Below are 23718 nucleotides of genomic sequence, written 5' to 3' on the forward strand. Positions count from 1 at the left end.
GCCGCTCAGCCGCGGGTGATGACGGTGTGGCGCTCGCGCGCCTCGCCGCGCGACTCCGACACGAAGCCGCGCTCGCCCACCATGTCGTGGACCAGCTTGCGCTCGTACGACGACATGGGCGGGAGCGAGGCCGACGTCGCGCCGTCCTCGATCCGCTCGATCGCGCGGTCGACCAGCTGGGCCAGCTCCGCCTCGCGGGCGTCGCGGGAGCCGCCGATGTCGAGGATGAGGCGGGAGAACGCGCCGGTCTTCGTCTGGACCGCGAGTCGCGTCAGCTCCTGCAGTGCCTGGACGGCGTCGGGGCGGGAGAGCACCCGGAGGTTCGTGTCGCCGGAGGCGGTGACCGAGAGGTAGGCGCGGCCGTTGCGGACCTCGATGTCGATGTCGCCGTCGAGGTCGCAGATGTCGAGGAACTCCTCGATGTAGTCGGCGGCGACGTCCCCCTCGTCCTCGAGCTGAGAGAGCGTGGACTCGGGCGCCTCGTCGACGGCGGACGCGTCCACGTCCACGGGTGCGGACGCGTCGTCGGTGATGGTCTGCATCGGATCGGTCATGGCGGCTCTACTTCTTTCCGGCTTGCTTCTTGGAGCGGTTCTTGCTCACGGGCTGCGTGCGCTGCACGGCCTTCTTCTCGACGAGGGTGACGTCGCCGGCGGCCGTGGTCTCCTCGACCAGCTTGCCCTTGCGGCGCAGGCGCTCCTCGCGGGCCTTGGCGGCCTCGCTGCCCGGGGTCGGCATGTTCCGGATGACGATGAACTGCTGGATCATCGTCCAGATGTTCGAGGTCAGCCAGTAGAACATGACGCCGAGGGGGAAGGCGAAGCCCGAGAAGGCGAAGACCAGGGGGAGGATGTAGAGCAGGATCCGCTGCTGCTTGAACGTCGGCGAGGCCTTCGCCTCGGGCGACATGTTCTTCGAGACGATCTGCAGCTGCGTGATGAACTGCGACGCGGTCATCAGGACGACCATGATCACCGCGATGATGATGACCGGCTCCTGGCCGCCCTCGGCGAGTGCGCCCTGGATCGACTGGTGCAGCGGTGCGACGCCGAAGAGGTTCGCCTCGCCGAACTGGCGGGCGAGCGTCTCGTCGAGCGGGCCCACGCCCTTCTGGCTGTGCTGCGCCGCGTTCAGCACCGAGAACAGGCTGAAGAAGATCGGCATCTGGATCAGCAGGGGCAGGCAGGAGGCGAGCGGGTTGGTGCCCGTCTTCTTGTAGAGCTCCATGGTCTCGCGGGACATCGCCTCGCGGGACAGCTGGTCGCGCTTGCCCTTGTACTTGTCCTGGATCTTCTTGAGCTGGGGTGCGACCTCGAGCATCCGGCGCTGGCTCTTGATCTGCTTGACGAAGATCGGGATGAGCGCGGCGCGGATGACGATGACCAGGCCGACGATCGAGAGGACCCAGGTGATTCCCGCGGCCGCCTCCATGCCGGTGAAGGTCAGCAGCTGGTGGAAGGCGACGAGGAGCAGCTCGACCACCCACTTGAGGGGCCAGAGGATCGTGCCGAGGAGGTCCATGGAGTGGGGTCAGTCCTTTCGAGGGCCCACGACGAACCCGGCTCGCGTCACGGCGAAGCGGGTCCGGCCGGAAGCCGGTCGGTGCAGGGGGATCGAGGTCGGGACGTCGTCGATGCCGCCGGCCGCCCACGGGTGGCAGCGGAGCAGACGGCGGGCCGCGAGGACGGAGCCGAGGACGAGCCCGTGGAGCTGGACCGCCTGGAGCGCGTACGCGGAGCACGAGGGGTAGTAACGGCAGACGTCCCCGTAGAGAGGGGACACGACCGCCCGGTAGACGATCAGGAGCAGGACGCCGATGTTCCGCGGCAGCAGGAGGATCGCCCACCCGAGCCGGGCGAGCGGCGCCTCGCGGCGGGGGAGCACGGCGGTCACGAGGACGCCCCGCTCTTCCGCGCGGCTCGCGCCATCGCGGACCACACCTCGGAGCGCAGCTCCGACCAGGGGGCGTCGGCGCTGCCGGGCAGCGCGCGGACGACGACCTGGGTGCCGGGGTCGATCTCGGGGACGAGCTCGAACGCCACGGCCTTGAGCCGGCGGCGGACGGTGTTGCGCGTCACCGCGGTGCCGACCGTCTTGGCGACGATGAACCCGAACCGCGCCGGATCGCCCGCGGAGGACCGGCGGACATACGTGACGGTGTGCGGTCCGGTGGACCGCACACCGCGACGGACGACTGTCCGGTACTCGCCTCCGTGGACGATGCGATTGGCTCTGGCCAGCACCGCTGGTCGGTACCGCTCGCTGCTAGGCGGAGAGCTCGGTGCGCCCCTTGGCGCGGCGCGCGCTGAGGATGCCGCGGCCGGCACGGGTGCGCATGCGCAGACGGAAGCCGTGCACCTTGGCGCGACGACGGTTGTTCGGCTGGAAGGTTCGCTTGCTCATAATCAGATCTCCACGTACGTGTTCCGCGGCGCGAACCGGCACCACCCGCTCGGGCGGAGACTCGGATCCTCCGGGAAGAAGGGGTGCCCGGCTGCGGAATCCGCTCGGCCTGCGAGGGCCGCACGGACGACACCGGGCAGGCGTCAACTGATTTAAACTACGGCCTGTTCCGCCACCGGTCAAATGTGGACGGCGCGAAACCTCGATCATGCACACGCGACACGGGGTTCCGCGCATTGACACGCGGGTGTCGCTGTGGTGGATTTGTCTCCCGTCGGCTCCGTTCGTTACGGTGTTGAGCCGCAGTTATCCACAGGTGGGATCCGCGTCCTCCCGCGCCCGCACAGGCATCGCTCGAGGCCGGTGGACAACCCTGTGGAGAAAGCGGCACCCGAGACCCGGCTCCGCGCCCGGTCCGCGACGCCCCTGCAGCGGGCGGTGACGGGTCCGGCGGAGACGGCGATCCCGCAGCGACTTCACAGCGACAGCACCCAGGACCGGAGACAGATGGCAGACGACACGTCGATGGTCGACGCGTGGAACGTGATCCTCGGCGCACTGTCCCAGGACGAGCGGATCACCGCTCCCCTCTACGGGTTCGTCTCGCTCGTGGAGCCCAAGGGCATCATGGCGGGCACCTTCTACCTGGAGGTCCCGAACGAGTTCACCCGCGGGATGCTCGAGCAGCGCGTGCGCGTGCCCCTGCTCAGCGCGATCGGGACACTCGACGACTCCTTCGGCGTCACGACGTTCGCCTTCGTGGTGAACCCCGACATCGAGCACGAGCCCCTCAGCTCCCCGTCGTCGCAGGAGTCGATGAACCCGTTCGAGCCGATCACCGCCTCCTCGGCGACGGTCGCGCCGACCCGCGGGGTCGAGGAGCTGCGGACCGTGCCGGCGACCGACACCCGGCTGAACCCGAAGTACAGCTTCGACAACTTCGTCATCGGAGGCTCCAACCGGTTCGCGCACGCCGCGGCCGTCGCCGTCGCCGAGGCTCCCGCCAAGGCCTACAACCCGCTCTTCGTCTACGGCGACTCCGGGCTCGGCAAGACGCACCTCCTCCACGCCATCGGCCACTACGCGATGAGCCTCTACCCGGGGATCCGCGTGCGGTACGTCTCGAGCGAGGAGTTCACGAACGACTTCATCAACTCGATCGCGAACAACCGGGGCAACGCCTTCCACGGCCGCTACCGCAACGTCGACATCCTCCTGATCGACGACATCCAGTTCCTGCAGGGGAAGGCGGAGACGCAGGAGGCGTTCTTCCACACCTTCAACCAGCTGCACGACCACAACAAGCAGGTCGTGATCACGTCCGATCTGCCGCCGAAGGCCCTGACGGGCTTCGAGGACCGGATGCGCTCGCGCTTCGAGTGGGGCCTCATCACCGATGTGCAGGCTCCCGACCTCGAGACCCGCATCGCGATCCTCCGCAAGAAGGCGGTCAGCGAGAAGCTGCTCGTGCCCGACGACATCCTCGAGTTCATGGCGTCGAAGGTGTCGAGCAACATCCGCGAGCTCGAGGGGACGCTCATCCGCGTCACCGCGTTCGCGAGCCTGAACCGCACGCCGGTCGACATGTCGCTCGTGCAGACGGTGCTGAAGGACCTGATCACGCTCGACGAGGACAACGTCATCTCGCCGGTCGACATCATCAACCACACCGCGGACTACTTCAAGCTCACGGTCGACGACCTCTACGGCTCGTCCCGCTCGCAGGCCGTCGCCACGGCGCGCCAGATCGCCATGTACCTGTGCCGCGAGCTGACGAACCTCTCGCTGCCCAAGATCGGCCAGCTGTTCGGCAACCGCGACCACACCACGGTCATGTACGCGAACAAGAAGATCTCGGAGCTCATGAAGGAGCGCCGCAGCATCTACAACCAGGTCACCGAGCTGACCACCCGCATCAAGACGAACCGCTAGCCGGCAGTCGTGCGGTCCCCGGGACCGCCTGTCGCGAGTGGCGTGCCCCGGGGTCCATCGGCGTACGTGCCCGGTGGTCGGGTAGTCGCTCTCCTTCCTCGCGTGAGGGGAGGCGGAGGCGACGGGGGTCGCGGCGCGAGCAGCAGGACGTCGGTGTCGGCGCGCGTCGAGATCGGGCGAAGGAGCCGGCGGGGGTCTCGATACGCGGCGCTGCGGCTACTCGACCAGCATGAACCGCACGTGCTCAAGGGGTCCGGGTGAGCGGCTGAGCGGCCGGCGTGCGATCGGACGGTGTCGATCCGCCGTGCGGCGGCCCGGAGGGCAACGCGGGGGAGAGGGAGCGCGCACTGTCTTCCGGGCCGCTCGGACGGCGGCAGCTGCCCTCGACGGTCTCCGTCGTGACCGGAGAAGTCGTCGACGGACTCCTCGGACCTTCCGCGCGCGCCTCGGACACGCCGCCTCGCGCATCCCGGAGGGCCGATTTCCACAGTGTGAGGAACCTGTGGATAACTGTGGACAACCGCCTCGGGACTGTGCGCCGGGAGAGCCCGCCTGTGGAGGGCGACCGGTCGGCTCGGATCCCTCCACAGGGCGTCCACGGGCCCGCTCACACTCCCTCCACAGGGGCGGGTCCCTCCGATCCCACCCAGGAGTAGGGGTCCGAAGCGTTTTCCACAGTTTCCACACGTGTTAACACTGTTAACGCAGTTCTCTCTTTAATGAAGCCTCGACCGGCAACCTCTCCACAGCGGCTCGGGAGTGCTCGGCGGTCCACCCCCTTCCGAGCTCGTCGAGCCCGGCGGGTACGATGGGCGACGGTCTTCGTCCGCGACTCGTCAGGGGTGTACTCGTGAGGTTCCAAGCCAACCGCGATGTCTTCAGCGAGGCGGTGTCCTTCGCGGTCAAGCTGCTTCCGCAGCGCACGACCCTGCCGATCCTCTCCGGAGTCCTCATCGAGGCGACCTCCGAGGGTCTGACGCTGTCCTCCTTCGACTACGAGGTGTCCGCGCAGACGCAGATCGCGGCCGACGTGGAGGAGGCGGGGACCGTGCTCGTCTCGGGCCGTCTGCTCGCCGACATCGCGAACCGCCTCCCCAACGCTCCCGTGCGCATCGCCACGGAGGAGTCGCGCGTCTCGGTCTCGGCCGGCTCGGCGCACTTCACGCTCCTGCAGATGCCCGTGGAGGAGTACCCGAGCATCCCCGAGATCGATGCCTCCACCGGCCTCGTCCCGGCCGACGCCTTCGCGGCCGCCGTCTCGCAGGTGGCGGTCGCCGCCTCCCGCGACGACGTGACCCCCGTCATCACCGGCGTGCAGCTCGAGATCACCGAGAACACGATCGGCCTCGTCGCGACGGACCGCTACCGCGTCGCCGTCCGCGAGATCGACTGGGACAACGGGGACAACCCCGCGCCCACCCAGCCGCTCACCGCCCTCGTGCCCGCGCGCACGCTGCAGGAGGTCGGCAAGACCTTCGGCCACTCCGGCACCGTCTCCGTCGCGATCACCAACCGCGACGAGCGCGAGCTGATCGCCTTCACCGCGGACCGCAAGACCGTCACGTCGCTGCTGATCAAGGGCAACTTCCCGCCCGTGAAGCGCCTCTTCCCCGCCTCCGTCGAGAACTACGCGGTCATGTCGACCAGCGACCTCATCGAGGCCACCCGCCGCGTCTCGCTCGTGCTCGAGCGAGAGGCGGCCCTCCGCTTCAGCTTCAGCAGCGACGGCCTCACCCTCGAGGCCATCGGCTCCGAGCAGGCGCAGGCGTCCGAGAGCATCGACGCGATCGTGACCGGCGACGACGTGGTCGTCTCGCTCAAGCCGCAGTTCCTGCTCGACGGCCTCGCCGCCGTCCACTCGGAGTTCGTGCGCATCGCGTTCACGAAGACCGAGAACCCCAACAAGCCCGGCCCCGTCCTGATCACCGCGCAGACCTCGCGGGAGCAGCCCGGCAGCGACAGCTACCGCTACCTGCTCCAGCCCAACCTGCTGCTGCGCTGACCACTCGCCGGATCGCAGAGCCGCGACCGCCCCGCTCCCGACGAGCGCCCGCCCGCCGGACAACGAATCCAGGAAGGTTCACCATGCACATCGGACTCGTCGGCCTCGGCAAGATGGGCGACAACATGCGCTCCCGCCTCCGCTCCAAGGGGCTCGAGGTCACCGGCTACGACCGCAATCCCGACGTCTCGGACGCGGCCTCTCTCGACGAGATGATCGCCGCACTCCCCTCGCCCCGCATCGTCTGGGTGATGGTGCCGGCCGGCGAGATCACCGACGCGGTCGTCAAGGACCTGTCGGAGAAGCTCAGCGAGGGCGACCTCGTCATCGACGGCGGCAACTCCCGCTTCACCGAGGACTTCAAGCACGACGCGCTGCTGAAGCCCAAGGGCATCCACTACATCGACGCGGGAGTCTCCGGCGGCGTCTGGGGACTCCAGAACGGCTACGGCCTGATGGTCGGCGGCCCGAAGGAGCTCGTCGAGTACGCCATGCCCGTCTTCGACGCGCTGCGCCCGGAGGGCCCCCGCGAGGAGGGCTTCGTCCACGTCGGCGAGGTCGGCGCCGGCCACTACGCGAAGATGGTCCACAACGGCATCGAGTACGCCCTGATGCAGGCGTTCGCCGAGGGCTACGAGCTGCTCGAGACCCGCAGCGACATCATCAAGGACGTCACCGGCACCTTCAAGGCGTGGCAGCGCGGCACGGTCGTGCGCTCCTGGCTGCTCGAGCTCCTCGTCCGCGCCCTCGAGCAGGACCCGGACTTCAAGAACATCGAGGGCTACGTGCAGGACTCGGGCGAGGGCCGCTGGACCATCGAGGAGGCCATCAACAACGCCGTCCCGGTGCCCACGATCAGCGCCTCGATCTTCGCCCGCTTCGTCTCCCGCCAGGAGGACTCCCCCGCGATGAAGGCCGTCGCAGCGCTCCGCAACCAGTTCGGCGGGCACTCCGTCAAAGCCGTCGACTGAGTCGGCTGGTGAGGACTGCCTCCGGCAGTCCTCACGGCGGTCCGCTTCCGGAGGGGGGCGCGTTCCGCAGGGCCGGTGACGGACGGCGGACTGCGGCCCGCCGCCCCCGTGAGGCAGGGATGCTCTCACGGGGGCGGCGGGCCTCCGGCCGCCTCCACCTCGCTACCGACGTCGGGCGGCGAGCCTTCGGCCGCCTTCACGGGCGGGGACGGGGCTCGGCCGATCATGGTGAGCGAGTAGTGGCCCCGGACGGGCGTATCGGGATCCGCGTCCCGGACGGTTCCGCCGCCGTGCTGGTCGAGTAGCCCGCAGGGGTGTGTCGAGACCGGGGGCGAAGGCCTGGCCGACCGTGGGACAGCGGGCCGCAGGCGCCGGAGCGGGTGGATCGGCCGAGCGAGACGGGCCAGGAGCCCGCAGGGGTGCAGTGAAGGCCCGCGACGACGGGTGGAGGAGAGGAGCGCGACGTGCAGGTGACGCAGCTGGCGCTCAGCGACTTCCGGAACTACGAGTCGGTCGATGTCGAGCTCGTGCCCGGACCGAACCTCTTCGTCGGCCGCAACGGCCAGGGCAAGACGAACCTCGTCGAATCTCTCGGCTACCTCTCCACCCTGGGCTCGCACCGCGTGTCGAGCGACCAGGCGCTCATCCGCGCCGGCCGGGACAGCGCCGTGGTGCGCGCCCGCCTCCGCAACGGCGAGCGCGACCTGCTGGCCGAGGTGCAGATCAACCGCTCCTCCCCCAACCGCGCGCAGATCAACCGCGGCGGGATCAAACCGCGCGAGCTCCCCCGCTTCTTCTCCAGCGTCCTCTTCGCGCCGGAGGACCTCCTCCTCATCCGCGGCGACCCGTCGGCCCGCCGCCGCTTCCTCGACCAGCTGGTGATCCTCCGCTCCCCGCGGATGAGCGCCGTCCAGGCCGACTACGAGCGGGTGCTGCGCCAGCGCAACTCGCTGCTCAAGTCCGCACGGGCGAGCGGCGTCCGCGACCCCTCGAAGCTCGGGACCCTCGACATCTGGGACGAGCGCCTGATCGCGCTCGGGACCGAGATCATGCAGTCGCGCCTCACCCTGGTGGAGGAGCTGAGCGGACCGGTGCGCGCCGCCTACGAGGCGGTCGCCGGTGCCGACCAGCGTCCGGTGCTCCGCTCCCGCCTGAGCATCGAGGGCGCGGTCGACGACGACGGCGAGCCCGTGGAGCAGCCGGGCGCCGCGTCACCGGCGGCGGGCGAGGGACTGGCGGAGGCGTTCGCGTCCGCGCTGGCCGGGGTGCGCCGCCGCGAGCTCGACCGGGGCGTCTCCCTCGTCGGCCCGCACCGCGATGACGTGCAGTTCGAGCTGAACGCGCTGCCGGCCAAGGGCTACGCCAGCCACGGCGAGAGCTGGTCGTTCGCCCTGGCGCTGAAGCTGGGCGCCGCGGAGCTGCTCCGGCGCGACTCCCCCATGGGCGATCCGGTGCTGATGCTCGACGACGTCTTCGCCGAGCTGGACGCGCGCCGGCGCGAGCGCCTCGCCTCGGTGGTCGCCGACTACGAGCAGGTCCTGATCACCGCGGCCGTCTTCGACGACGTCCCGGAGGCGCTGGCCGCGCACACCGTGCGGATCGAGGCCGGCCGGATCGTCGGCACGGGCGCCGCCGCCGCGCCGATCGCCGTGCCGGAGCCGACCGCACCCGACTCCGCCTCGTCCGACCCGGTGTCCTCCGACTCCGCTCCTCCCGATCCGGTCTCGGCCGATTCCCCTTCTCCTGGTGCCGTCTCCTCCGCCGCGGCCTCCTCCTCGGAGCCCGCGTCCCCAGCGCCGGCGTCCACAGATCCCGCGTCCCCGGAGCCGCCCGCCCCGTCGGAGCCGGCCGATGGCTGACTCCCCCCGCCGCGGAGCCCCCGCACCCGACTCCGAGGCCGCCCGCGTCTACCGCCACCTCAAGGAGGTGTTCGGCGCCGACGGCCCGCGCCGCATCCGGAAGACCGTCGAGCGCGCCGAGCCCAAGGGCGACGCGATCCCGTTCGGCAAGGGCCGCGACCCGCACGACCTCGGCGACGTCCTCGACTCCCTCACCGTGAAGCTCGGCTGGACGGCGCCGCTGGCGCAGGGCGACCTGATGTCGTCGTGGACGGCGATCGCCGGCGAGGAGACCGCGAAGCACTCGACTCCGGTGGGCGTCGTCGACGGCGTGCTGACGGTCGCGTGCGAGTCCACGGCGTGGTCGACGCAGCTCCGGCTGATGCGGATCGAGATCATGAACCACATCGCCGTGAACTTCCCCGACGCGGGCATCGCGTCGATCCGTTTCCAGGGCCCGGACGTCCCGAACTGGAAAAAGGGTCCCAGGTCGATTCCAGGGCGTGGTCCGCGCGACACCTACGGCTGAGGACGCATTTTCGGTCGACCGCCGATCTTTCGCGCCTCAGATCGCCGTCCAGCGCTTCGGATCGACCCGGCACGCGGTAGAATGGAGGGCCGCCGAACCGCAGTGACGCCGCCGCGCGGGCGATCTCCAGATCACCGTGCGCGTCGCGACGGACCGTCAGAGGAGAACTCCACAGCTATGACTCACGAGCCGAACGACTCCACGTCACCCGCAGCGAACGACCTGGACGCGAACGGCTCAGCAGCCCCCTCCGCTCCGCACGAGAGCATGTCGACCAAGTCGTCCGGTGACTACGGCGCGAACCAGATCCAGGTCCTCGAGGGCCTCGAGGCGGTCCGCAAGCGCCCCGGCATGTACATCGGATCCACGGGTCCGCGCGGTCTGCATCACCTGGTCTACGAGATCGTCGACAACGCCGTCGACGAGGCGCTCGCGGGCTACTGCGACAACATCGAGATCCTGATGCGAGCCGACGGAGGCGTCACCGTCTCCGACAACGGCCGCGGCATCCCGGTCGACATGCACCCGACCGAGGGCATCTCCACGGTCGAGCTGGTCCTCACCGTGCTGCACGCCGGCGGCAAGTTCGGCGGCGGCGGCTACGCGGTCTCCGGCGGCCTGCACGGCGTCGGCTCCTCCGTGGTCAACGCGCTGTCGACGCGACTCGACGTCGAGGTCAAGCGCCAGGGCGCCGTGTACCGGATGAGCTTCACCGACGGAGTGCCGGACGCCCCGCTCGAGAAGGGCGAGGCCAGCGACGAGACCGGCACGACGATCACCTTCTGGCCCAACGCCGGCATCTTCGAGACGGTCGAGTTCGACTACGAGACCCTGCGCGCGCGCTTCCAGCAGATGGCGTTCCTCAACAAGGGCCTGCGCATCGCGCTGACCGACCAGAACGAGGTCGAGTTCGAGGGGGAGGGCGAGAACGAGACCGAGGGCGACCGGACCGACGTCTTCCACTACGAGAAGGGCCTCGTCGACTACGTCGAGTACATCAACTCGCTGAAGAAGTCGGACCTCGTGCACTCCGAGATCATCGACTTCGAGTCCGAGGACACCGAGCGCCGCATCTCGCTCGAGGTCGCCATGCAGTGGACCACGGCCTACACCGAGAGCGTCCACACCTACGCGAACACCATCAACACCCACGAGGGCGGCACCCACGAGGAGGGCTTCCGCGCCGCGCTGACCACTCTGGTCAACCGCTACGCGCGCGCGAACAACCTGCTCAAGGAGAAGGACGAGAACCTCTCGGGCGACGACATCCGCGAGGGCCTCACCGCCGTCGTGTCGATCAAGCTCGGCGAGCCGCAGTTCGAGGGCCAGACCAAGACGAAGCTCGGCAACACCGAGGCGAAGGCATTCGTGCAGCGCGTGGCCGGCGAGCAGCTGGCCGACTGGTTCGACCGCAACCCGAGCCAGGCCAAGGACATCATCCGCAAGGCGATCCAGGCGGCCTCCGCCCGCATGGCGGCGCGCAAGGCGCGCGAGACCGCCCGCCGCAAGGGCCTGCTCGAGGGCGGCGGCATGCCGGGCAAGCTCAAGGACTGCCAGTCCAAGGACCCGTCGATCTCCGAGATCTTCATCGTCGAGGGCGACTCGGCGGGAGGATCCGCGGTGCAGGGCCGCAATCCCGAGACGCAGGCGATCCTCCCCCTCCGCGGCAAGATCCTCAACGTCGAGAAGGCGCGGCTCGACCGCGCTCTCGGCAACAACGAGGTCCAGGCGATGATCACGGCGTTCGGCGCCGGCATCGGCGAGGACTTCAACCCCGACAAGGCGCGGTACCACAAGATCATCCTGATGGCCGACGCCGACGTCGACGGCCAGCACATCACGACGCTGCTGCTGACGCTCCTCTTCCGCTACATGCGCCCGCTGATCGACCTCGGCTACGTGTACCTCGCGCAGCCGCCGCTGTACCGCCTCAAGTGGTCGAACTCCCCGCACGAGTACGTCTACAGCGACCGCGAGCGCGACGCCCTGATCGCGCACGGCTCGGCGACCAACAAGCGCATGCCCAAGGAGAACGGCATCCAGCGCTACAAGGGCCTCGGCGAGATGGACTACAAGGAGCTGTGGGAGACCACGATGGACCCCGCCACGCGGACCCTCCTCCAGGTCACGCTCGACGACGCGGCCGCGGCCGACGAGATCTTCTCCACTCTCATGGGCGAGGACGTCGAGTCCCGCCGTTCCTTCATCCAGAAGAATGCGAAGGACGTGCGCTTCCTCGACATCTAGTGGTCGAGGAAGCGGACGTCCTTCGAAAGACGGCGGCCGGGCGGTCCAGTGGACCGTCCTCGCGACCACCTCGAACACGTGACGGCGGCCCTCGATGGGCCGCATCCTCGACCAGAACACGACAGAGGCCCTCACCGGCCCGCCCACCGACGACACACCTGACACCCAGCGCGACCGCCGCCCCCGCTTCTCCGGGGCACGGACCCACCTGAGAGACCAGAGATCATGGCAGAAGAACCCACCACCCCCACCGGCCCGGACGAGAGCGACGACATCGTCACCGAGACCGGTGTGGTGATCCACGGTCACGACAAGATCGAGCCGGTCGACCTGCAGCTCGAGATGCAGCGCTCCTACCTCGACTACGCGATGAGCGTCATCGTCGGGCGAGCCCTGCCGGAGGTGCGCGACGGCCTGAAGCCCGTGCACCGCCGCGTGATCTACGCCATGTACGACGGCGGCTACCGCCCCGACAAGGCGTTCTCGAAGTGCTCGCGCGTCGTCGGCGACGTGATGGGCCAGTTCCACCCGCACGGCGACTCCGCGATCTACGACGCGCTGGTCCGCCTGGTGCAGCCGTGGAGCCTCCGCTACCCGCTCGCGCTCGGGCAGGGCAACTTCGGCTCCCCCGGCAACGACGGCGCGGCCGCCCCCCGGTACACCGAGACCAAGATGGCGCCGCTCGCGCTCGAGATGGTCCGCGACATCGACAAGAACACCGTCGACTTCCAGGACAACTACGACGGCCGCACCCGAGAGCCGGCGATCCTGCCGGCGCGGTTCCCGAACCTGCTCGTCAACGGCTCCGTCGGCATCGCGGTCGGCATGGCGACCAACATCCCGCCGCACAACCTGCGCGAGGTCGCCGCCGGCGCCAAGTGGGCGCTCGAGAACCCCGACGCGACGCGCGAGGAGCTCCTCGAGGCGCTGCTGCAGCGGATCAAGGGACCCGACTTCCCCACCGGTGCGCAGATCCTCGGCGTCCGCGGCATCCAGGACGCGTACCGCACCGGCCGCGGCTCGATCACGATGCGCGCCGTCGTCTCCATCGAGGAGATCCAGGGCCGCACCTGCCTCGTGGTCACCGAGCTGCCGTACCAGGTGAACCCGGACAACCTGGCGATCAAGATCGCCGAGCTGGTCAAGGACGGGCGCGTCTCGGGCATCGCCGACATCCGCGACGAGACCTCCGGTCGCACCGGCCAGCGCCTCGTCGTCGTCCTCAAGCGCGACGCCGTGGCGAAGGTGGTGCTGAACAACCTCTACAAGCACACCCCGCTGCAGGAGAACTTCGGCGCGAACATGCTCGCGATCGTCGACGGCATCCCGCGCACGCTCTCGCTCGACGGCTTCATCCGCGCGTGGGTCGACCACCAGGTCGAGGTCATCGTGCGCCGAACCCAGTACCTCCTCGACGAGGCGGAGGCGCGGATCCACATCCTGCGCGGCTACCTCAAGGCGCTCGACGCGCTCGACGAGGTCATCGCCCTCATCCGCCGCTCCCCCACCGTGGAGGAGGCGCGCGACGGCCTGATGGAACTGCTCGACATCGACGAGGTGCAGTCCCGCGCCATCCTCGACATGCAGCTGCGCCGCCTCGCGGCCCTCGAGCGCCAGAAGATCATCGACGAGCACGACCGGATCCAGGCCGAGATCGAGGACTACAAGTCGATCCTCGCGAGCCCCGAGCGCCAGCGCACGATCATCTCGGACGAGCTCGACGAGATCGTCGACCGCTTCGGCGACGACCGCCGCACCGAGATCCTCTTCGGGTTCGATGGCGACATGAGCGTCGAGGACCTGATCCCCGAGGAGGAGATGGTCGTCACCGTCACCCGAGGCGGCTACCTCAAGCGCACCCGGAGCGACTCCTACCGGGCCCAGCACCGCGGCGGCCGCGGCGTGCGCGGCGCGCAGCTGAAGGCCGACGACATCGTCGAGCACTTCTTCGTCACCACCACGCACCACTGGCTGCTGTTCTTCACGAACACCGGCCGCGTGTACCGCGCCAAGACCTACGAGCTGCAGGAGGCCGGCCGCGACGCCAAGGGCCAGCACATCGCGAACCTGCTCGCGCTCGAGCCGGGGGAGCAGATCGCGCAGATCCTCGACATCCGCGACTACGAGGCGGCCCGCTACCTGGTGCTCGCCACGCGCGACGGCCTCGTGAAGAAGACGGCCCTCTCGGAGTACGACACGAACCGCTCCGGCGGCATCATCGCGATCAAGCTGCGCGACGGCGACGAGCTCGTCTCGGCGCTCCTGGTCGAGGAGGACAGCGACGTGCTGCTGGTCTCCCGCAAGGGCATGTCGATCCGCTTCACCGCGTCCGACGAGGCGCTGCGCCCGATGGGCCGCTCGACCTCCGGAGTCCGCGGCATGTCGTTCCGCGGGGAGGACCGCCTCCTCGACGCCAACGTCGTCAGCGACGAGGGCTTCGTGTTCGTGGTCACCGAGGGCGGCTACGCCAAGCGCACCGCGGTCGACCAGTACCGCCTCCAGGGACGAGGCGGGCTGGGCATCAAGGTGGCCAAGCTGGAGGAGAAGCGCGGCGACCTCGTGGGCGCCATCATCACCGGAGAGGACGACGAGGTGCTCGTCGTGCTCGCCAGCGGCAAGGTGGTACGCTCTGCGGTGGCCGAGGTACCGGCCAAGGGTCGCGACACCATGGGAGTCGTCTTCGCACGATTCGCTGAGGACGACCGCATCATCGCACTCGCCAAGAACACCGAACGCAATCTCGACGCCCAGGACGAGGATCCCGACGCCGCGGCGCCGGCCGAGTCCGCTCCGGTGTCGGAGGAGGATGGGTCCGTAGATGAGTAGCACCGTCGCCGAGAAGCTCGCCAGGAAGTCCGCGAAGAGCCCGGCGGCGAAGCAGGTCCGCCTGAAGCTCGTCTACGTCGACTTCTGGTCGGCCGTGAAGCTCTCGTTCCTGCTGGGCCTGACGCTCGCGATCATCACGATCGTCGTCGTCTACCTGGTCTACACGGTCCTGGCCCAGACGGGCGTGTTCGACGAGGTCAACGGCCTCGTGCAGGACATCGCCGGCGCGGAGGCGTTCGACCTCAACACGATCATCTCACTGCCGCAGGTCATGGGCTTCGCGATCGTCGTCGCGGTGCTGAACACCATCGTCACCACCGCGCTCGGCGCGATCGTGGCGCTGCTGTACAACCTCAGCGTCAAGATCACCGGCGGCCTCCTGGTGGGCTTCACCAACCAGTAGGGCGCACGGTCCGGCCGATTGGGATTCCTGCTCGATGTCGGGTAGAGTCTCCTCTGGCCATTCCGGGGGTATAGCTCAGGCGGTTAGAGCGCTTCACTGATAATGAAGAGGTCCCAGGTTCAAGTCCTGGTACCCCCACCCGGTCCGAACGGCCCGTCACCTCGCGGTGGCGGGCCGTTCGACTCTCGGAGACGGATCGCCCCGTCTCCGGCCCGGGGCCTTAGCTCAGTTGGTAGAGCGCCTGCTTTGCAAGCAGGATGTCAGGAGTTCGAATCTCCTAGGCTCCACACTTCCTCCCCGCTCGCGGGTGCTCCCCTCACAGGCCCTTCTGGTCTCCCGGCCCACGGCACTCCGGGTCCTCCGCCGTCGCGGGGTCACCGTGTCGAGGTCTTCGGCGGCCTCTCCTGTCGCCGACCGTGCGGTCGCGCGATCGAGGCCGCCGCTCGGACGGCCGCCCGCTCAGCGGTCCACGCAGGCGAGGCCGAGGAACTGCTGGACCGAGAGGGTCTCGGACGTGCCGTCGCGGATGTCGCCGACGATGATCTCGCCGACGGAGAGCGTGTCGAACTGCTCGGCCGTGAAGACGACCGGGCGGGCGAGCACGGAGCGGTCGGTCGCGTAGGCGCCCAGCGCGAGGTCGACGCCGAGCGGGAACCGCTCGATCACCGTGTCGGCCGGCCAGACCGTGGATCCGGAGAGGTCGGTCGCGCCCAGCTGCGTGACCGGTGACGGGGAGACCCAGCGGGTGACCCTCCGCAGCCCGTCGCCGATGGTCAGGGGGGCGGAGTCGGAGGCGGCGAGGTCGAGGCCGTCGACGGACCCCGAGCACACGACGACGACCCCGAGGACCTCTCCTCGCTCGCCGCCCCGTCCGAGCCCGACCGCGGCCGTGGTCACCGGCTCCTCGGAGGCGCACCCCGAGAGCGCGAGGGCGCCGAGCAGAACGACGGTGCTCGCGAGCGCAGCGCGACGGTGCATGGGTCCTCCCGCGGCCACCCTACGCGGGCAGGGCGAGGGCCAGAGCGGCGAGAGCCTGCGGAAGGGAGGGAGCGCCCTCCGCCCGGAAGACCACCTCTCCGGCCGTATCCCGCACGACGACGGTGGGGGTCGAGCGGACACCGGCGGCCTCGGCCTCGACGGGGTGGAAGGCCACGTCGCGCTCGCGGATCTCGGCGGCGGGGACGAGCTCCGCGGCCCGCTCCAGCACCGAGCGCGCGGCATGGCAGGCGCCGCAGAAGGCGGAGGTGTAGAGCTCGACGATCACGACGAAGGGAACGCCGGGGCGCGGCCGGGGATTCCCGGGCACCGTCAGCGGAGGAGCCAGGCCTCGTTCATGGTCAGGGCCGCGTCGACGAGCTCGACGCGCTCCAGCTCCTCGACGTCGCTCAGGGGGAACCAGGCGGCGGCGTCCGTGGAGCCGTCCACCTCGTGCGTGAGCTCGCCGCCCACGATGCGGGCGCGGTAGACGACGCGGATGGCGTGCAGGGGGCCGGCCTCGGGATCGCTGCGCCGGTGCGCGGGGATCACGTGCGAGTCCACGCCGATGAGGGCCTCGAGCTCGGCACGGTAGCCCGTCTCCTCGAAGATCTCGCGGACCGCGGCGTCGGCGGGCGACTCGCCCTCGTCGATCCCGCCGCCCGGAAGCGTCCAGGCCGACCAGGGGCCCTGGTTCCAGTGCGCGAGCAGCATCCGCTCGCCGTCGATGATCACGCCGTACGCGGCGACCCGGATGTCCACCGCAGAAGCCTAACCCGGGCATGCGAAGGAGCCGGACCCCCTGAGGGGCCCGGCTCCAGCGACGAGAACGTCAGGAAGCGGTCGAGGCCGCGTTCTGCGCGGCGCTCTGCGGCTCGTCCTCGGCGACCCACAGCTCGTCGTCGGCGCGGAACGTCTGCCAGACGGCGTAGCCGATGCCGCCGACGGCGACCAGCGCGGCGCCGATCGCGAAGACCGTGCCGACCTTGTTCTTCTTCTTCGGGGGAGTGGTGAGCTCCTCCCAGCGCGCCTTCGAGATCTCGGCGAGCTTCGCGCGGTTCTTCGAGTCCTTGGCGGCCTCGAAGGCGGCGGCGGCCGTACCGCCCACAGCGGCGAAGGTCGGGACGACCTTGTGCTTGTAGGCGTTGCGGGCCGAGGAGTACGTGCCCTCGACGGCCGAGACGCCGTTGTCGTAGACCGGCTTGACGCGCGAGTCGTACGTGTCCTTGACGAAGGGGACGAGCTCCTTCTTGGCGTACTTCGACGCGTGGCGGCGGCTCTTCTCGAGCACGGAGGCCGCGTGCGCCAGCACCTCCTGCTGCTCGCCCCAGACCGCCTCGGCGTTCTTGCGAAGACGCTTGAGGTCCTTCTTGTGCTTACGTGACAGACCCATGTTGGTCCTCCATCGGCTACGAGCAGCGAACGCCTCAATACTGCCACTCATCGATCGGCGTCCGCATCGCGCACCCAGCGCATTGACACCGGGCGTTGCAGGGGCCTACAGACGCGCTGTGCGAGAATCCGAGCATGCCTTTGCACACCGCAGTCGCGACGTTCCACACCAACAAGGGCGACATCGTCGTCAACCTCTACGGGAACCACGCTCCCAAGACGGTCCGCAACTTCGTCGGTCTCGCGACCGGCGACATCGAGTGGACCCACCCCGCCACGGGTGCGAAGACGAAGGAGCCGCTCTACAACGGCACCGTCTTCCACCGCATCATCCCCGACTTCATGCTCCAGGGCGGCGACCCGCTCGGTCAGGGCATCGGCGGCCCGGGGTACCAGTTCGACGACGAGATCAACTCGGAGCTCGACTTCACCCAGCCCTACATCCTCGCGATGGCGAACGCCGGCAAGCAGGCGGGCCGCGGCACCAACGGCTCGCAGTTCTTCATCACCGTGGCGCCGACGACCTGGCTCCAGGGTAAGCACACCATCTTCGGCGCCGTCGCCGACGAGGAGTCGAAGAAGCTCGTGCAGTCGCTCTCGGCGGTCCCCACCGACGGCCGTGACAAGCCGCTCGAGGACGTCGTGATCGAGAGCGTCGAGATCACCGAGGTCTGATCGCCTCATCCACCACTCATTCGAGGGCCGGGTCCGTCAGGGCCCGGCCCTCGTTCTCCCCGGAGGCACGTCCGTGACCCAGGTCCCGCCGAGCAGCACCTACTCCTGCTACCGACACCCCGACCGGCAGAGCTTCGTGCGCTGCCAGCGGTGCGGCCGCACCATCTGCGGCGAGTGCCAGACTCCCGCTCCGGTCGGAGTGATCTGCCCGGACGACATGGCGCAGCAGCGCGCCACCGCGCCGCGCACCCGCGGTCCCCTCCTCTCCCGCGTGCGGGCCATGACCCGCGCCGACCAGCCGACGGTGACCTACGCGATCATCGCGCTCTGCATCGTGCTGTGGATCGTCGAGATCCTCCCCTTCGTCGGCGGGCCGGCGGTCAACGCGCTCCTGTACGCCCCCGCCTACACGCTCCCCGGCTTCGGCGCCGGCTTCGAGCCGTGGCGGATGCTCACCTCGGTGTTCCTCCACAGCACGTCGCTCTTCATCGTCATCCCGTTCCACCTGGTGCTGAACATGTACACGCTGTGGGTGTTCGGCATGGTGCTCGAGCGGATGCTGGGCCGCGGGCGCTACCTCACCCTCTTCCTCCTGAGCGGTTTCGCCGGATCGGTGGGCGTCCTGCTCCTCGCGGACCCGCTGACCCCGGTGATCGGCGCCTCCGGTGCGATCTTCGGGCTGATGGGCGCGTACCTGGTGATCCTCCGGCACCTGGGCGGTCAGGCGTCGCAGCTGCTGGTGCTGGTCGGACTGAACCTCGTCATCGGCTTCCTGCCCGGGATGAACGTGGCGTGGCAGGCGCACGTCGGCGGTCTGGTGGCGGGCGCGCTCATCGGGCTGGTCTTCACGAAGACGCGGCAGCGCGCCCAGCGGCGCACGCAGAACCTCCTCGTCGGGCTCATCGGAGTCGGACTGGTGGCGATCACCGCGGGCGCCTACGTCCTCGGCTGATCCCCCTCCCGCAGCGGCGGGTCCGGCAGTGCCTCGCGCACTCCCGGGCCCGCCGCTTCGTCGTTCCCGCGGCGACCGTCTCCACCGCTGTCCACAGGTGCTCTCAACAGGTGGGGAGGAAGTTATCCACAGAGTTGTTAACACTGGGGAGAACGTCCCGGGTGTCCTCCTCGGGAGGACGATCCGGGGACGGCGGCGCGTCCGAGGACCGGCGGACTGGTGCGGATCCGGGCCCTGCTCGCCTCGAGCAGGCCAGAGCGGCGGGGACCGCGGAGTTCTCCACAGGAGATTCCACAGCTGGGGATAATTACAGCGGTGTAGTTCTCCGGCGGACGGCCACCAGGGCCGTCGCCTCACGGTCGTCGTCGCGGTGCAGCGAGGTGGCGAACCCGGCCGCCTGGAACGCGGAGGCACTCGCCGCGGCCTGATCCGCGCCGACCTCGATCACGACGACGCCGTGGGGTGCGAGCCACGCTCCCGCCTCCTGAGCGATGCGGCGGTGGAGGGCGAGCCCGTCCGACCCGCCGTCGAGCGTGAGCATCGGCTCGTGCACCCGGGCCTCCGGCGGCATGAGCGCGATCGCCGCGGTGGGGACGTAGGGGGCGTTGACGACGACGACGTCGATCCGCCCGCGCTCACCCCCGGGGAGCGCGTCGAAGAGGTCGCCCTCGTGGACGTCGGCGCGGCCTGCGAGCGTGCGGCGCGCGCAGGCGACGGCGGCGGGGGAGAGGTCGGCCGCGAGCAGGCGGACGTCCGGCCGCTCCTCCGCGATCGACCGGGCGAGGGCGCCGGATCCGCAGCAGAGGTCGAGCACCACGGCGCCGCCCGGGAGGACCTCCAGGGCGCAGTCGACCAGCCACTCGGTGCGCACGCGGGGCACGAAGACGCCGGGTGCGACGGGGACGCGCAGGCCGCGGAAGGCGACCCAGCCGAGGATCTGCTCGAGGGGCTCGCCCGTCTCGCGGCGGCGGAGCAGCAGCTCGAGGTCGGAGGAGGAGTCGGCGGCCTCCTCGAGCAGGCCCGCCTCCTCCTCGGCGAAGACGCAGCCGGCGGTGCGCAGACGCTCCACCGACGACGAACGCCCCGTCGGCGGACCGGACGGGGCGTCGTTCACGACTGGGGGAGGCTCAGCGCCAGCGCGTCGTCATCAGGAAGCCGATGAACGCGATGCCGAAGCCGATCAGGATGTTGAGGTTGCCGAGATCGGGGATCGGCAGGGTGCCCTGGCTCACGTAGAAGACGATGATCCAGGCGAGTCCGAGCAGCATGAAGCCGAACATCACCGGCTTGAACCAGACCGGATTCGGTGCGTTCTCGCCGGTCCGGGCCTCGTCGCGCTCGGGCTTCGGGCTCTTCGTCGCTCGTGCCATGCCGACCACTGTACCTGGCGGAGGCTCCGGGCCGGGAGCACCGGGGCTGCGCGGGTGCTGTGCGGACTCGCGGAGCGGCCGGTGCAGGCGCTCGAGTGGTCCCATCGGCCCTCCTCAGGCGGCGACTCGGGAGGGCTCTCCACAGGTCCGGATCATGCGCCACAGCCGGTCACGGCTCGCGCCTAGACTCGTCGCATGACCGCCCAGAACCCCGACGGGGCGGCTCTGCGGCCGCGAGCAAAGCGACGGAGGGCCCGCCCGGTCCGACGACTCTCGTTCTTCGGAGTCGTCGGCGAGCTCCTGATGACCGCCGGCGTCCTGGTCCTGCTCTTCCTGGCCTGGCAGCTCTGGTGGAACGACGCGGTGATCGCGGGCCGGCAGACGACGCAGGCGGCGGAGCTCCGCGAGACCTGGGGCGACTCCTCTCCGGCCCCGCAGCCGACCGAGGCCGCCCCGGCGGAGCCGGTCGTCGCGTCGGTCGCCGCCCTCGACACCTCCTTCGGCAACCTCTACATCCCCCGCTACGGCGAGGGGTGGGTGCGCACGATCGCCGAGGGCATCGACGCCGAGAACGTGCTCGACGAGGGGAGCATCGGCCACTACCCCGGGACGCAGATGCCCGGCCAGGCCGGCAACTTCGCGCTCGCCGCGCACCGCAGCGCGTACGGCGGAGGCATGCACCTGATCGACGAGCTCCAGCTCGGCGACCCGATCTACATCGAGACGGCGGACGGCTGGTACACCTACCGCTTCCGCAATCTCGAGTACGTCCAGCCCTCCGACGTCCAGGTGATCGACCCAGTTCCGTGGACTCCGGACGCGGCTCCGACCGATCGCCTGATCACGCTGACGAGCTGCAACCCGCTCTACTCGACGGCCGAGCGGATCATCGCGTACGGCGTCTTCGACTCGTTCCAGCCGCGGTCCGCGGGCGCCCCCGCCGAGATCGCCGCCTCGCTGGCTCAGGAGGGCTGACCGTGTACGCAGCGCTGTGGCGGCTCCTGCCCGGGCCGTGGTGGGTCCGGCTCCTGATCGTCCTCGTCCTCGTCGCGGCGGTCCTGGTGGCGCTCGACGAGTGGGTGTTCCCCTGGGTGCAGCCGCTCGTGCTCGACCGGAACGTGACCGTCGGCTCGTGACCGCCGGCGCGGCCCCGCGGATCCTGGTCGTCGACCACCACGACAGCTTCGTCTTCACGCTCGTCTCGTATCTCCGCGAGCTCGGTGCCGAGGTCGACGTGGTCGAGGGCGACGACCTCGGGACCACGGCGCTCCTGGCTCGCGCGGAGGAGGCGGACGGGGTCCTGGTCTCTCCCGGGCCGGGCCGTCCTGAGGACGTCCCCGCGTCGACGGCGCTCGTGCAACGGGCGGAGGCGACCGGGCGGCCGCTGCTCGGAGTCTGCCTCGGCCACCAGGTGCTCGCCCATGCTCTCGGCGCCCGCGTCACGGAGGCGCCGGAGCTGCTGCACGGCCGGACGTCCGCGGTCCTTCACGACGGAGATCCGCTCTTCGACGGCCTGCCCTCCGGATTCGCCGCGATGCGGTACCACTCGCTCGCGGTCGACGGCGAAAGCCTTCCCGAGGAGCTGCGGGTGACGGCGCGGACACCGGAGGGAGTGGTCATGGCCGTCCGGCACCGGAGTGCTCCGCTCGTGGGCGTGCAGTTCCATCCGGAGTCGGTCCTCACCGAGGGCGGGCGGCGCCTTCTCGAGAACTGGCTGCGCGAGGTGAGGCCGGGCGGAGCGTCCGTATCGGCCGACGACACGCCCGGACTCTCGATCCCGGCTCGATGAGGCGGAATTCGCCGGGCTTATCGGGCTCGTTATCGAGTCGAGAGCATTGAGAATGATCAGCGACCACCGTCCCCCGAACGGGGATGCCGCCCTGAGTGCGTTCTCACGTAGAAATCCGCCATCTGACGGCTAAATAACGGCGGGCGGAGGAGAACGCCGCGACAGGGTATGAGCGTGACCTTGTCCACCCCCTTGCGCACCCCCCGATCAGGTGGCGGGTTTTGACGGGCTCCCGGCGGAGGATGCGGCCCCTTTTCCCTGCATAATCAGAGGGCGTCGACAGGGGGTCGGCGCCACAAGAGAAGTCCGGGGGGACCAGATGGTCGCATCGATCTCCTGGGCTTTCTCGGGAATCCGAGAACTCGAGAATCTCGGTCCGCGCATCGTCGTCAAACCCGGCACCGTTCCGAGCATCACCGGTTCGGGATTCGGCACCGCCGATCTGAGCGTCGTGCTGATGACGGTCTCGCCGCTGCGCGTCCTCCGCGGGACGTGGCCGGCCGACGACACCTCCTTCCTCACCTTCAGCTTCCTCATCGACGGCTTCGTGCGCATGGTCGCCCCGGACCGAACGGTGCTGCTGCGTCCGGGCTCGATCTCGTACCAGCAGGGGACGACGACGTTCACGACCGAGTCGACGACTCCGGCCACGATCCTCCACCTCTCGCTGCGCGCCGACGAGATGCGCCGCTACGGCTTCGACACGTCGGCCCCGGTCTACGCGCTCGACCCCGACGCCCGGTCCACCCGCGCCGCATACGCCTTCACGACCGCCTTCGCCCTCGCGGCGGAGTCCGGGACGGGGCTGCCCGGCGAGGGCGAGGTCACCGGCTTCGCCCACGTGGTCAAGCAGCTCCTCACCAGCGCGTTCCTCGCGGCGGCGAGCTCGCAGCCCGGCACCACGAGCGTCCGGGCCGCCACGCTCGGGCGCGCGCGCACGGTCATCGACCGGACGCACCGCACGCCGCGCTGCACCCCGGAGGCGGTGGCCGACGCGGTCAACGTGTCCACCCGCTCCCTCCAGCGGCTCTTCGAGGACGCGGGCACCACGGTCGCGAGCGAGATCGAGCGCTCCCGGGTCGCCAGCGCCGTGGAGCTCCTGCGCCGCCGCCCGCGGGAGGTCCCGCTCGAGGCGATCGCCGCCGCGTCCGGATTCTCCTCGGCGGACCACCTCCGCCGTGCGCTCAAGCGCCGCGAGGGGCTCACCCCGAGCGACATCCGCGGCAGGATCGCACGCCCCGCGGACGGATCGGCAGCGGGCGAGGTCGTGCGGCTCCAGCCCCCGCTCGCCGACGCACGCCGGGCGTAGCGGTTCACCTCGGGGCAGTCGGCCCCGTGGAGCATCGAACCCGACGAGCAACGTCCGGACGAGCCCTTCTCGGCGCGCAGAGCAGCGGCCCGGCCTCCACCGGGC

The 23718-nt window shown here is 69.9% G+C and carries 25 protein-coding genes and 2 tRNA genes; 16 read left to right on the forward strand and 11 right to left on the reverse strand.

Going from position 1 to position 23718, the window contains the following annotated elements:
- Nucleotides 1–5: 5 nt before the first annotated feature.
- From C5C53_RS00780 to rpmH, 5 genes are read right to left on the reverse strand one after another with little or no spacing between them, the layout of a single operon-like run.
- Nucleotides 6–554: a R3H domain-containing nucleic acid-binding protein gene (locus C5C53_RS00780; RefSeq protein WP_258062514.1), complete on the reverse strand. Its 549-nt coding sequence runs from the start codon at nucleotides 552–554 to the stop codon at nucleotides 6–8.
- A gap of 7 nt (nucleotides 555–561) precedes the next feature.
- Nucleotides 562–1521 (reverse strand): membrane protein insertase YidC, encoded by a 960-nt coding sequence (yidC, locus tag C5C53_RS00785; protein WP_104222681.1) that lies wholly within the window; start codon nucleotides 1519–1521, stop codon nucleotides 562–564.
- A 9-nt stretch (nucleotides 1522–1530) separates the two neighbouring features.
- Entirely contained in the window at nucleotides 1531–1884 is a 354-nt protein-coding gene (gene yidD / locus C5C53_RS00790) for a membrane protein insertion efficiency factor YidD (RefSeq protein ID WP_244229684.1), read from the reverse strand.
- 5 nt (nucleotides 1885–1889) lie between these two features.
- Nucleotides 1890–2243, reverse strand: a complete 354-nt coding sequence (rnpA, locus tag C5C53_RS00795) for a ribonuclease P protein component (RefSeq protein ID WP_104222680.1) — start codon at nucleotides 2241–2243, stop codon at nucleotides 1890–1892.
- Nucleotides 2244–2265: 22 nt separating this feature from the next.
- Nucleotides 2266–2403, reverse strand: a complete 138-nt coding sequence (gene rpmH, locus C5C53_RS00800; RefSeq protein ID WP_055784512.1) for a 50S ribosomal protein L34 — start codon at nucleotides 2401–2403, stop codon at nucleotides 2266–2268.
- A 627-nt stretch (nucleotides 2404–3030) separates the two neighbouring features.
- On the opposite strand from rpmH, the gene dnaA reads away from it, so the two are divergent.
- The 10 genes from dnaA to C5C53_RS00850 all read left to right on the forward strand — a co-directional run bounded on the left by dnaA (nucleotide 3031) and on the right by C5C53_RS00850 (nucleotide 15438).
- Nucleotides 3031–4335: a chromosomal replication initiator protein DnaA gene (gene dnaA, locus C5C53_RS00805; RefSeq protein ID WP_374952921.1), complete on the forward strand. Its 1305-nt coding sequence runs from the start codon at nucleotides 3031–3033 to the stop codon at nucleotides 4333–4335.
- 850 nt (nucleotides 4336–5185) lie between these two features.
- Nucleotides 5186–6337: a DNA polymerase III subunit beta gene (gene dnaN / locus C5C53_RS00810; RefSeq protein WP_104266565.1), complete on the forward strand. Its 1152-nt coding sequence runs from the start codon at nucleotides 5186–5188 to the stop codon at nucleotides 6335–6337.
- Nucleotides 6338–6420: 83 nt separating this feature from the next.
- Nucleotides 6421–7308, forward strand: coding sequence for a phosphogluconate dehydrogenase (NAD(+)-dependent, decarboxylating) (gene gnd / locus C5C53_RS00815; RefSeq protein WP_104222677.1), 888 nt, complete (start codon nucleotides 6421–6423; stop codon nucleotides 7306–7308).
- A gap of 464 nt (nucleotides 7309–7772) precedes the next feature.
- Complete coding sequence (gene recF / locus C5C53_RS00820; protein ID WP_104266566.1) at nucleotides 7773–9167, forward strand: DNA replication/repair protein RecF; 1395 nt, start codon at nucleotides 7773–7775, stop codon at nucleotides 9165–9167.
- Nucleotides 9160–9675, forward strand: coding sequence for a DUF721 domain-containing protein (locus C5C53_RS00825; RefSeq protein ID WP_104237766.1), 516 nt, complete (start codon nucleotides 9160–9162; stop codon nucleotides 9673–9675). Before recF ends, C5C53_RS00825 begins: the two co-directional genes overlap by 8 nt.
- A gap of 267 nt (nucleotides 9676–9942) precedes the next feature.
- Complete coding sequence (gyrB, locus tag C5C53_RS00830) at nucleotides 9943–11922, forward strand: DNA topoisomerase (ATP-hydrolyzing) subunit B (RefSeq protein WP_208543372.1); 1980 nt, start codon at nucleotides 9943–9945, stop codon at nucleotides 11920–11922.
- Between the two features lie 225 nt (nucleotides 11923–12147).
- Entirely contained in the window at nucleotides 12148–14748 is a 2601-nt protein-coding gene (gyrA, locus tag C5C53_RS00835; RefSeq protein WP_104222674.1) for a DNA gyrase subunit A, read from the forward strand.
- The gene (locus C5C53_RS00840; protein ID WP_104222673.1) at nucleotides 14741–15151 is read left to right on the forward strand and encodes a DUF3566 domain-containing protein; all 411 of its coding nucleotides are present in this window, start codon (nucleotides 14741–14743) and stop codon (nucleotides 15149–15151) included. The genes gyrA and C5C53_RS00840 overlap by 8 nt, the downstream gene beginning before the upstream one ends.
- A 64-nt stretch (nucleotides 15152–15215) precedes the next feature.
- A tRNA-Ile gene (locus tag C5C53_RS00845) sits at nucleotides 15216–15289 on the forward strand.
- A 76-nt stretch (nucleotides 15290–15365) separates the two neighbouring features.
- Nucleotides 15366–15438 (forward strand) — tRNA-Ala (locus tag C5C53_RS00850).
- Between the two features lie 172 nt (nucleotides 15439–15610).
- Here C5C53_RS00850 and C5C53_RS00855 read toward each other — a convergent pair.
- From C5C53_RS00855 to C5C53_RS00870, 4 genes are all read right to left on the reverse strand, one after another.
- The gene (locus C5C53_RS00855) at nucleotides 15611–16129 is read right to left on the reverse strand and encodes a hypothetical protein (RefSeq protein WP_104222672.1); all 519 of its coding nucleotides are present in this window, start codon (nucleotides 16127–16129) and stop codon (nucleotides 15611–15613) included.
- A 19-nt stretch (nucleotides 16130–16148) separates the two neighbouring features.
- On the reverse strand, nucleotides 16149–16457 hold the full coding sequence (locus C5C53_RS00860) for a thioredoxin family protein (protein WP_258059787.1): 309 nt from the start codon (nucleotides 16455–16457) through the stop codon (nucleotides 16149–16151).
- 2 nt (nucleotides 16458–16459) lie between these two features.
- The gene (locus C5C53_RS00865; protein ID WP_104266567.1) at nucleotides 16460–16888 is read right to left on the reverse strand and encodes an NUDIX hydrolase; all 429 of its coding nucleotides are present in this window, start codon (nucleotides 16886–16888) and stop codon (nucleotides 16460–16462) included.
- Nucleotides 16889–16958: 70 nt separating this feature from the next.
- The gene (locus C5C53_RS00870) at nucleotides 16959–17519 is read right to left on the reverse strand and encodes a hypothetical protein (protein ID WP_104222670.1); all 561 of its coding nucleotides are present in this window, start codon (nucleotides 17517–17519) and stop codon (nucleotides 16959–16961) included.
- A 134-nt stretch (nucleotides 17520–17653) separates the two neighbouring features.
- On the opposite strand from C5C53_RS00870, the gene C5C53_RS00875 reads away from it, so the two are divergent.
- Together C5C53_RS00875 and C5C53_RS00880 are read left to right on the forward strand one after the other, a co-directional pair.
- Nucleotides 17654–18193, forward strand: a complete 540-nt coding sequence (locus C5C53_RS00875; protein WP_104222669.1) for a peptidylprolyl isomerase — start codon at nucleotides 17654–17656, stop codon at nucleotides 18191–18193.
- Between the two features lie 73 nt (nucleotides 18194–18266).
- Entirely contained in the window at nucleotides 18267–19145 is an 879-nt protein-coding gene (locus tag C5C53_RS00880; protein ID WP_104266568.1) for a rhomboid family intramembrane serine protease, read from the forward strand.
- Nucleotides 19146–19452: 307 nt separating this feature from the next.
- Here C5C53_RS00880 and C5C53_RS00885 read toward each other — a convergent pair whose 3' ends face one another.
- Nucleotides 19453–20259, reverse strand: a complete 807-nt coding sequence (locus tag C5C53_RS00885; protein ID WP_181127687.1) for a putative protein N(5)-glutamine methyltransferase — start codon at nucleotides 20257–20259, stop codon at nucleotides 19453–19455.
- Nucleotides 20260–20272: 13 nt separating this feature from the next.
- On the reverse strand, nucleotides 20273–20515 hold the full coding sequence (locus C5C53_RS00890) for a cell division protein CrgA (RefSeq protein WP_104222667.1): 243 nt from the start codon (nucleotides 20513–20515) through the stop codon (nucleotides 20273–20275).
- A gap of 195 nt (nucleotides 20516–20710) precedes the next feature.
- On the opposite strand from C5C53_RS00890, the gene C5C53_RS00895 reads away from it, so the two are divergent.
- The 4 genes from C5C53_RS00895 to C5C53_RS00905 all read left to right on the forward strand — a co-directional run bounded on the left by C5C53_RS00895 (nucleotide 20711) and on the right by C5C53_RS00905 (nucleotide 23613).
- Entirely contained in the window at nucleotides 20711–21490 is a 780-nt protein-coding gene (locus C5C53_RS00895) for a class E sortase (protein WP_104232997.1), read from the forward strand.
- Between the two features lie 2 nt (nucleotides 21491–21492).
- On the forward strand, nucleotides 21493–21651 hold the full coding sequence (locus C5C53_RS16935) for a hypothetical protein (protein WP_181127688.1): 159 nt from the start codon (nucleotides 21493–21495) through the stop codon (nucleotides 21649–21651).
- Nucleotides 21648–22304 (forward strand): aminodeoxychorismate/anthranilate synthase component II, encoded by a 657-nt coding sequence (locus tag C5C53_RS00900; RefSeq protein WP_104222665.1) that lies wholly within the window; start codon nucleotides 21648–21650, stop codon nucleotides 22302–22304. Before C5C53_RS16935 ends, C5C53_RS00900 begins: the two co-directional genes overlap by 4 nt.
- A gap of 319 nt (nucleotides 22305–22623) precedes the next feature.
- Nucleotides 22624–23613 carry a helix-turn-helix domain-containing protein gene (locus C5C53_RS00905; RefSeq protein WP_104222664.1) on the forward strand — a complete coding sequence of 330 codons (990 nt, stop codon included), beginning with the start codon at nucleotides 22624–22626 and terminating at the stop codon, nucleotides 23611–23613.
- Nucleotides 23614–23718 lie beyond the last annotated feature (105 nt).

Source organism: Rathayibacter sp. AY1E3 (genome assembly GCF_002932235.1).
Taxonomy (GTDB): domain Bacteria; phylum Actinomycetota; class Actinomycetes; order Actinomycetales; family Microbacteriaceae; genus Rathayibacter.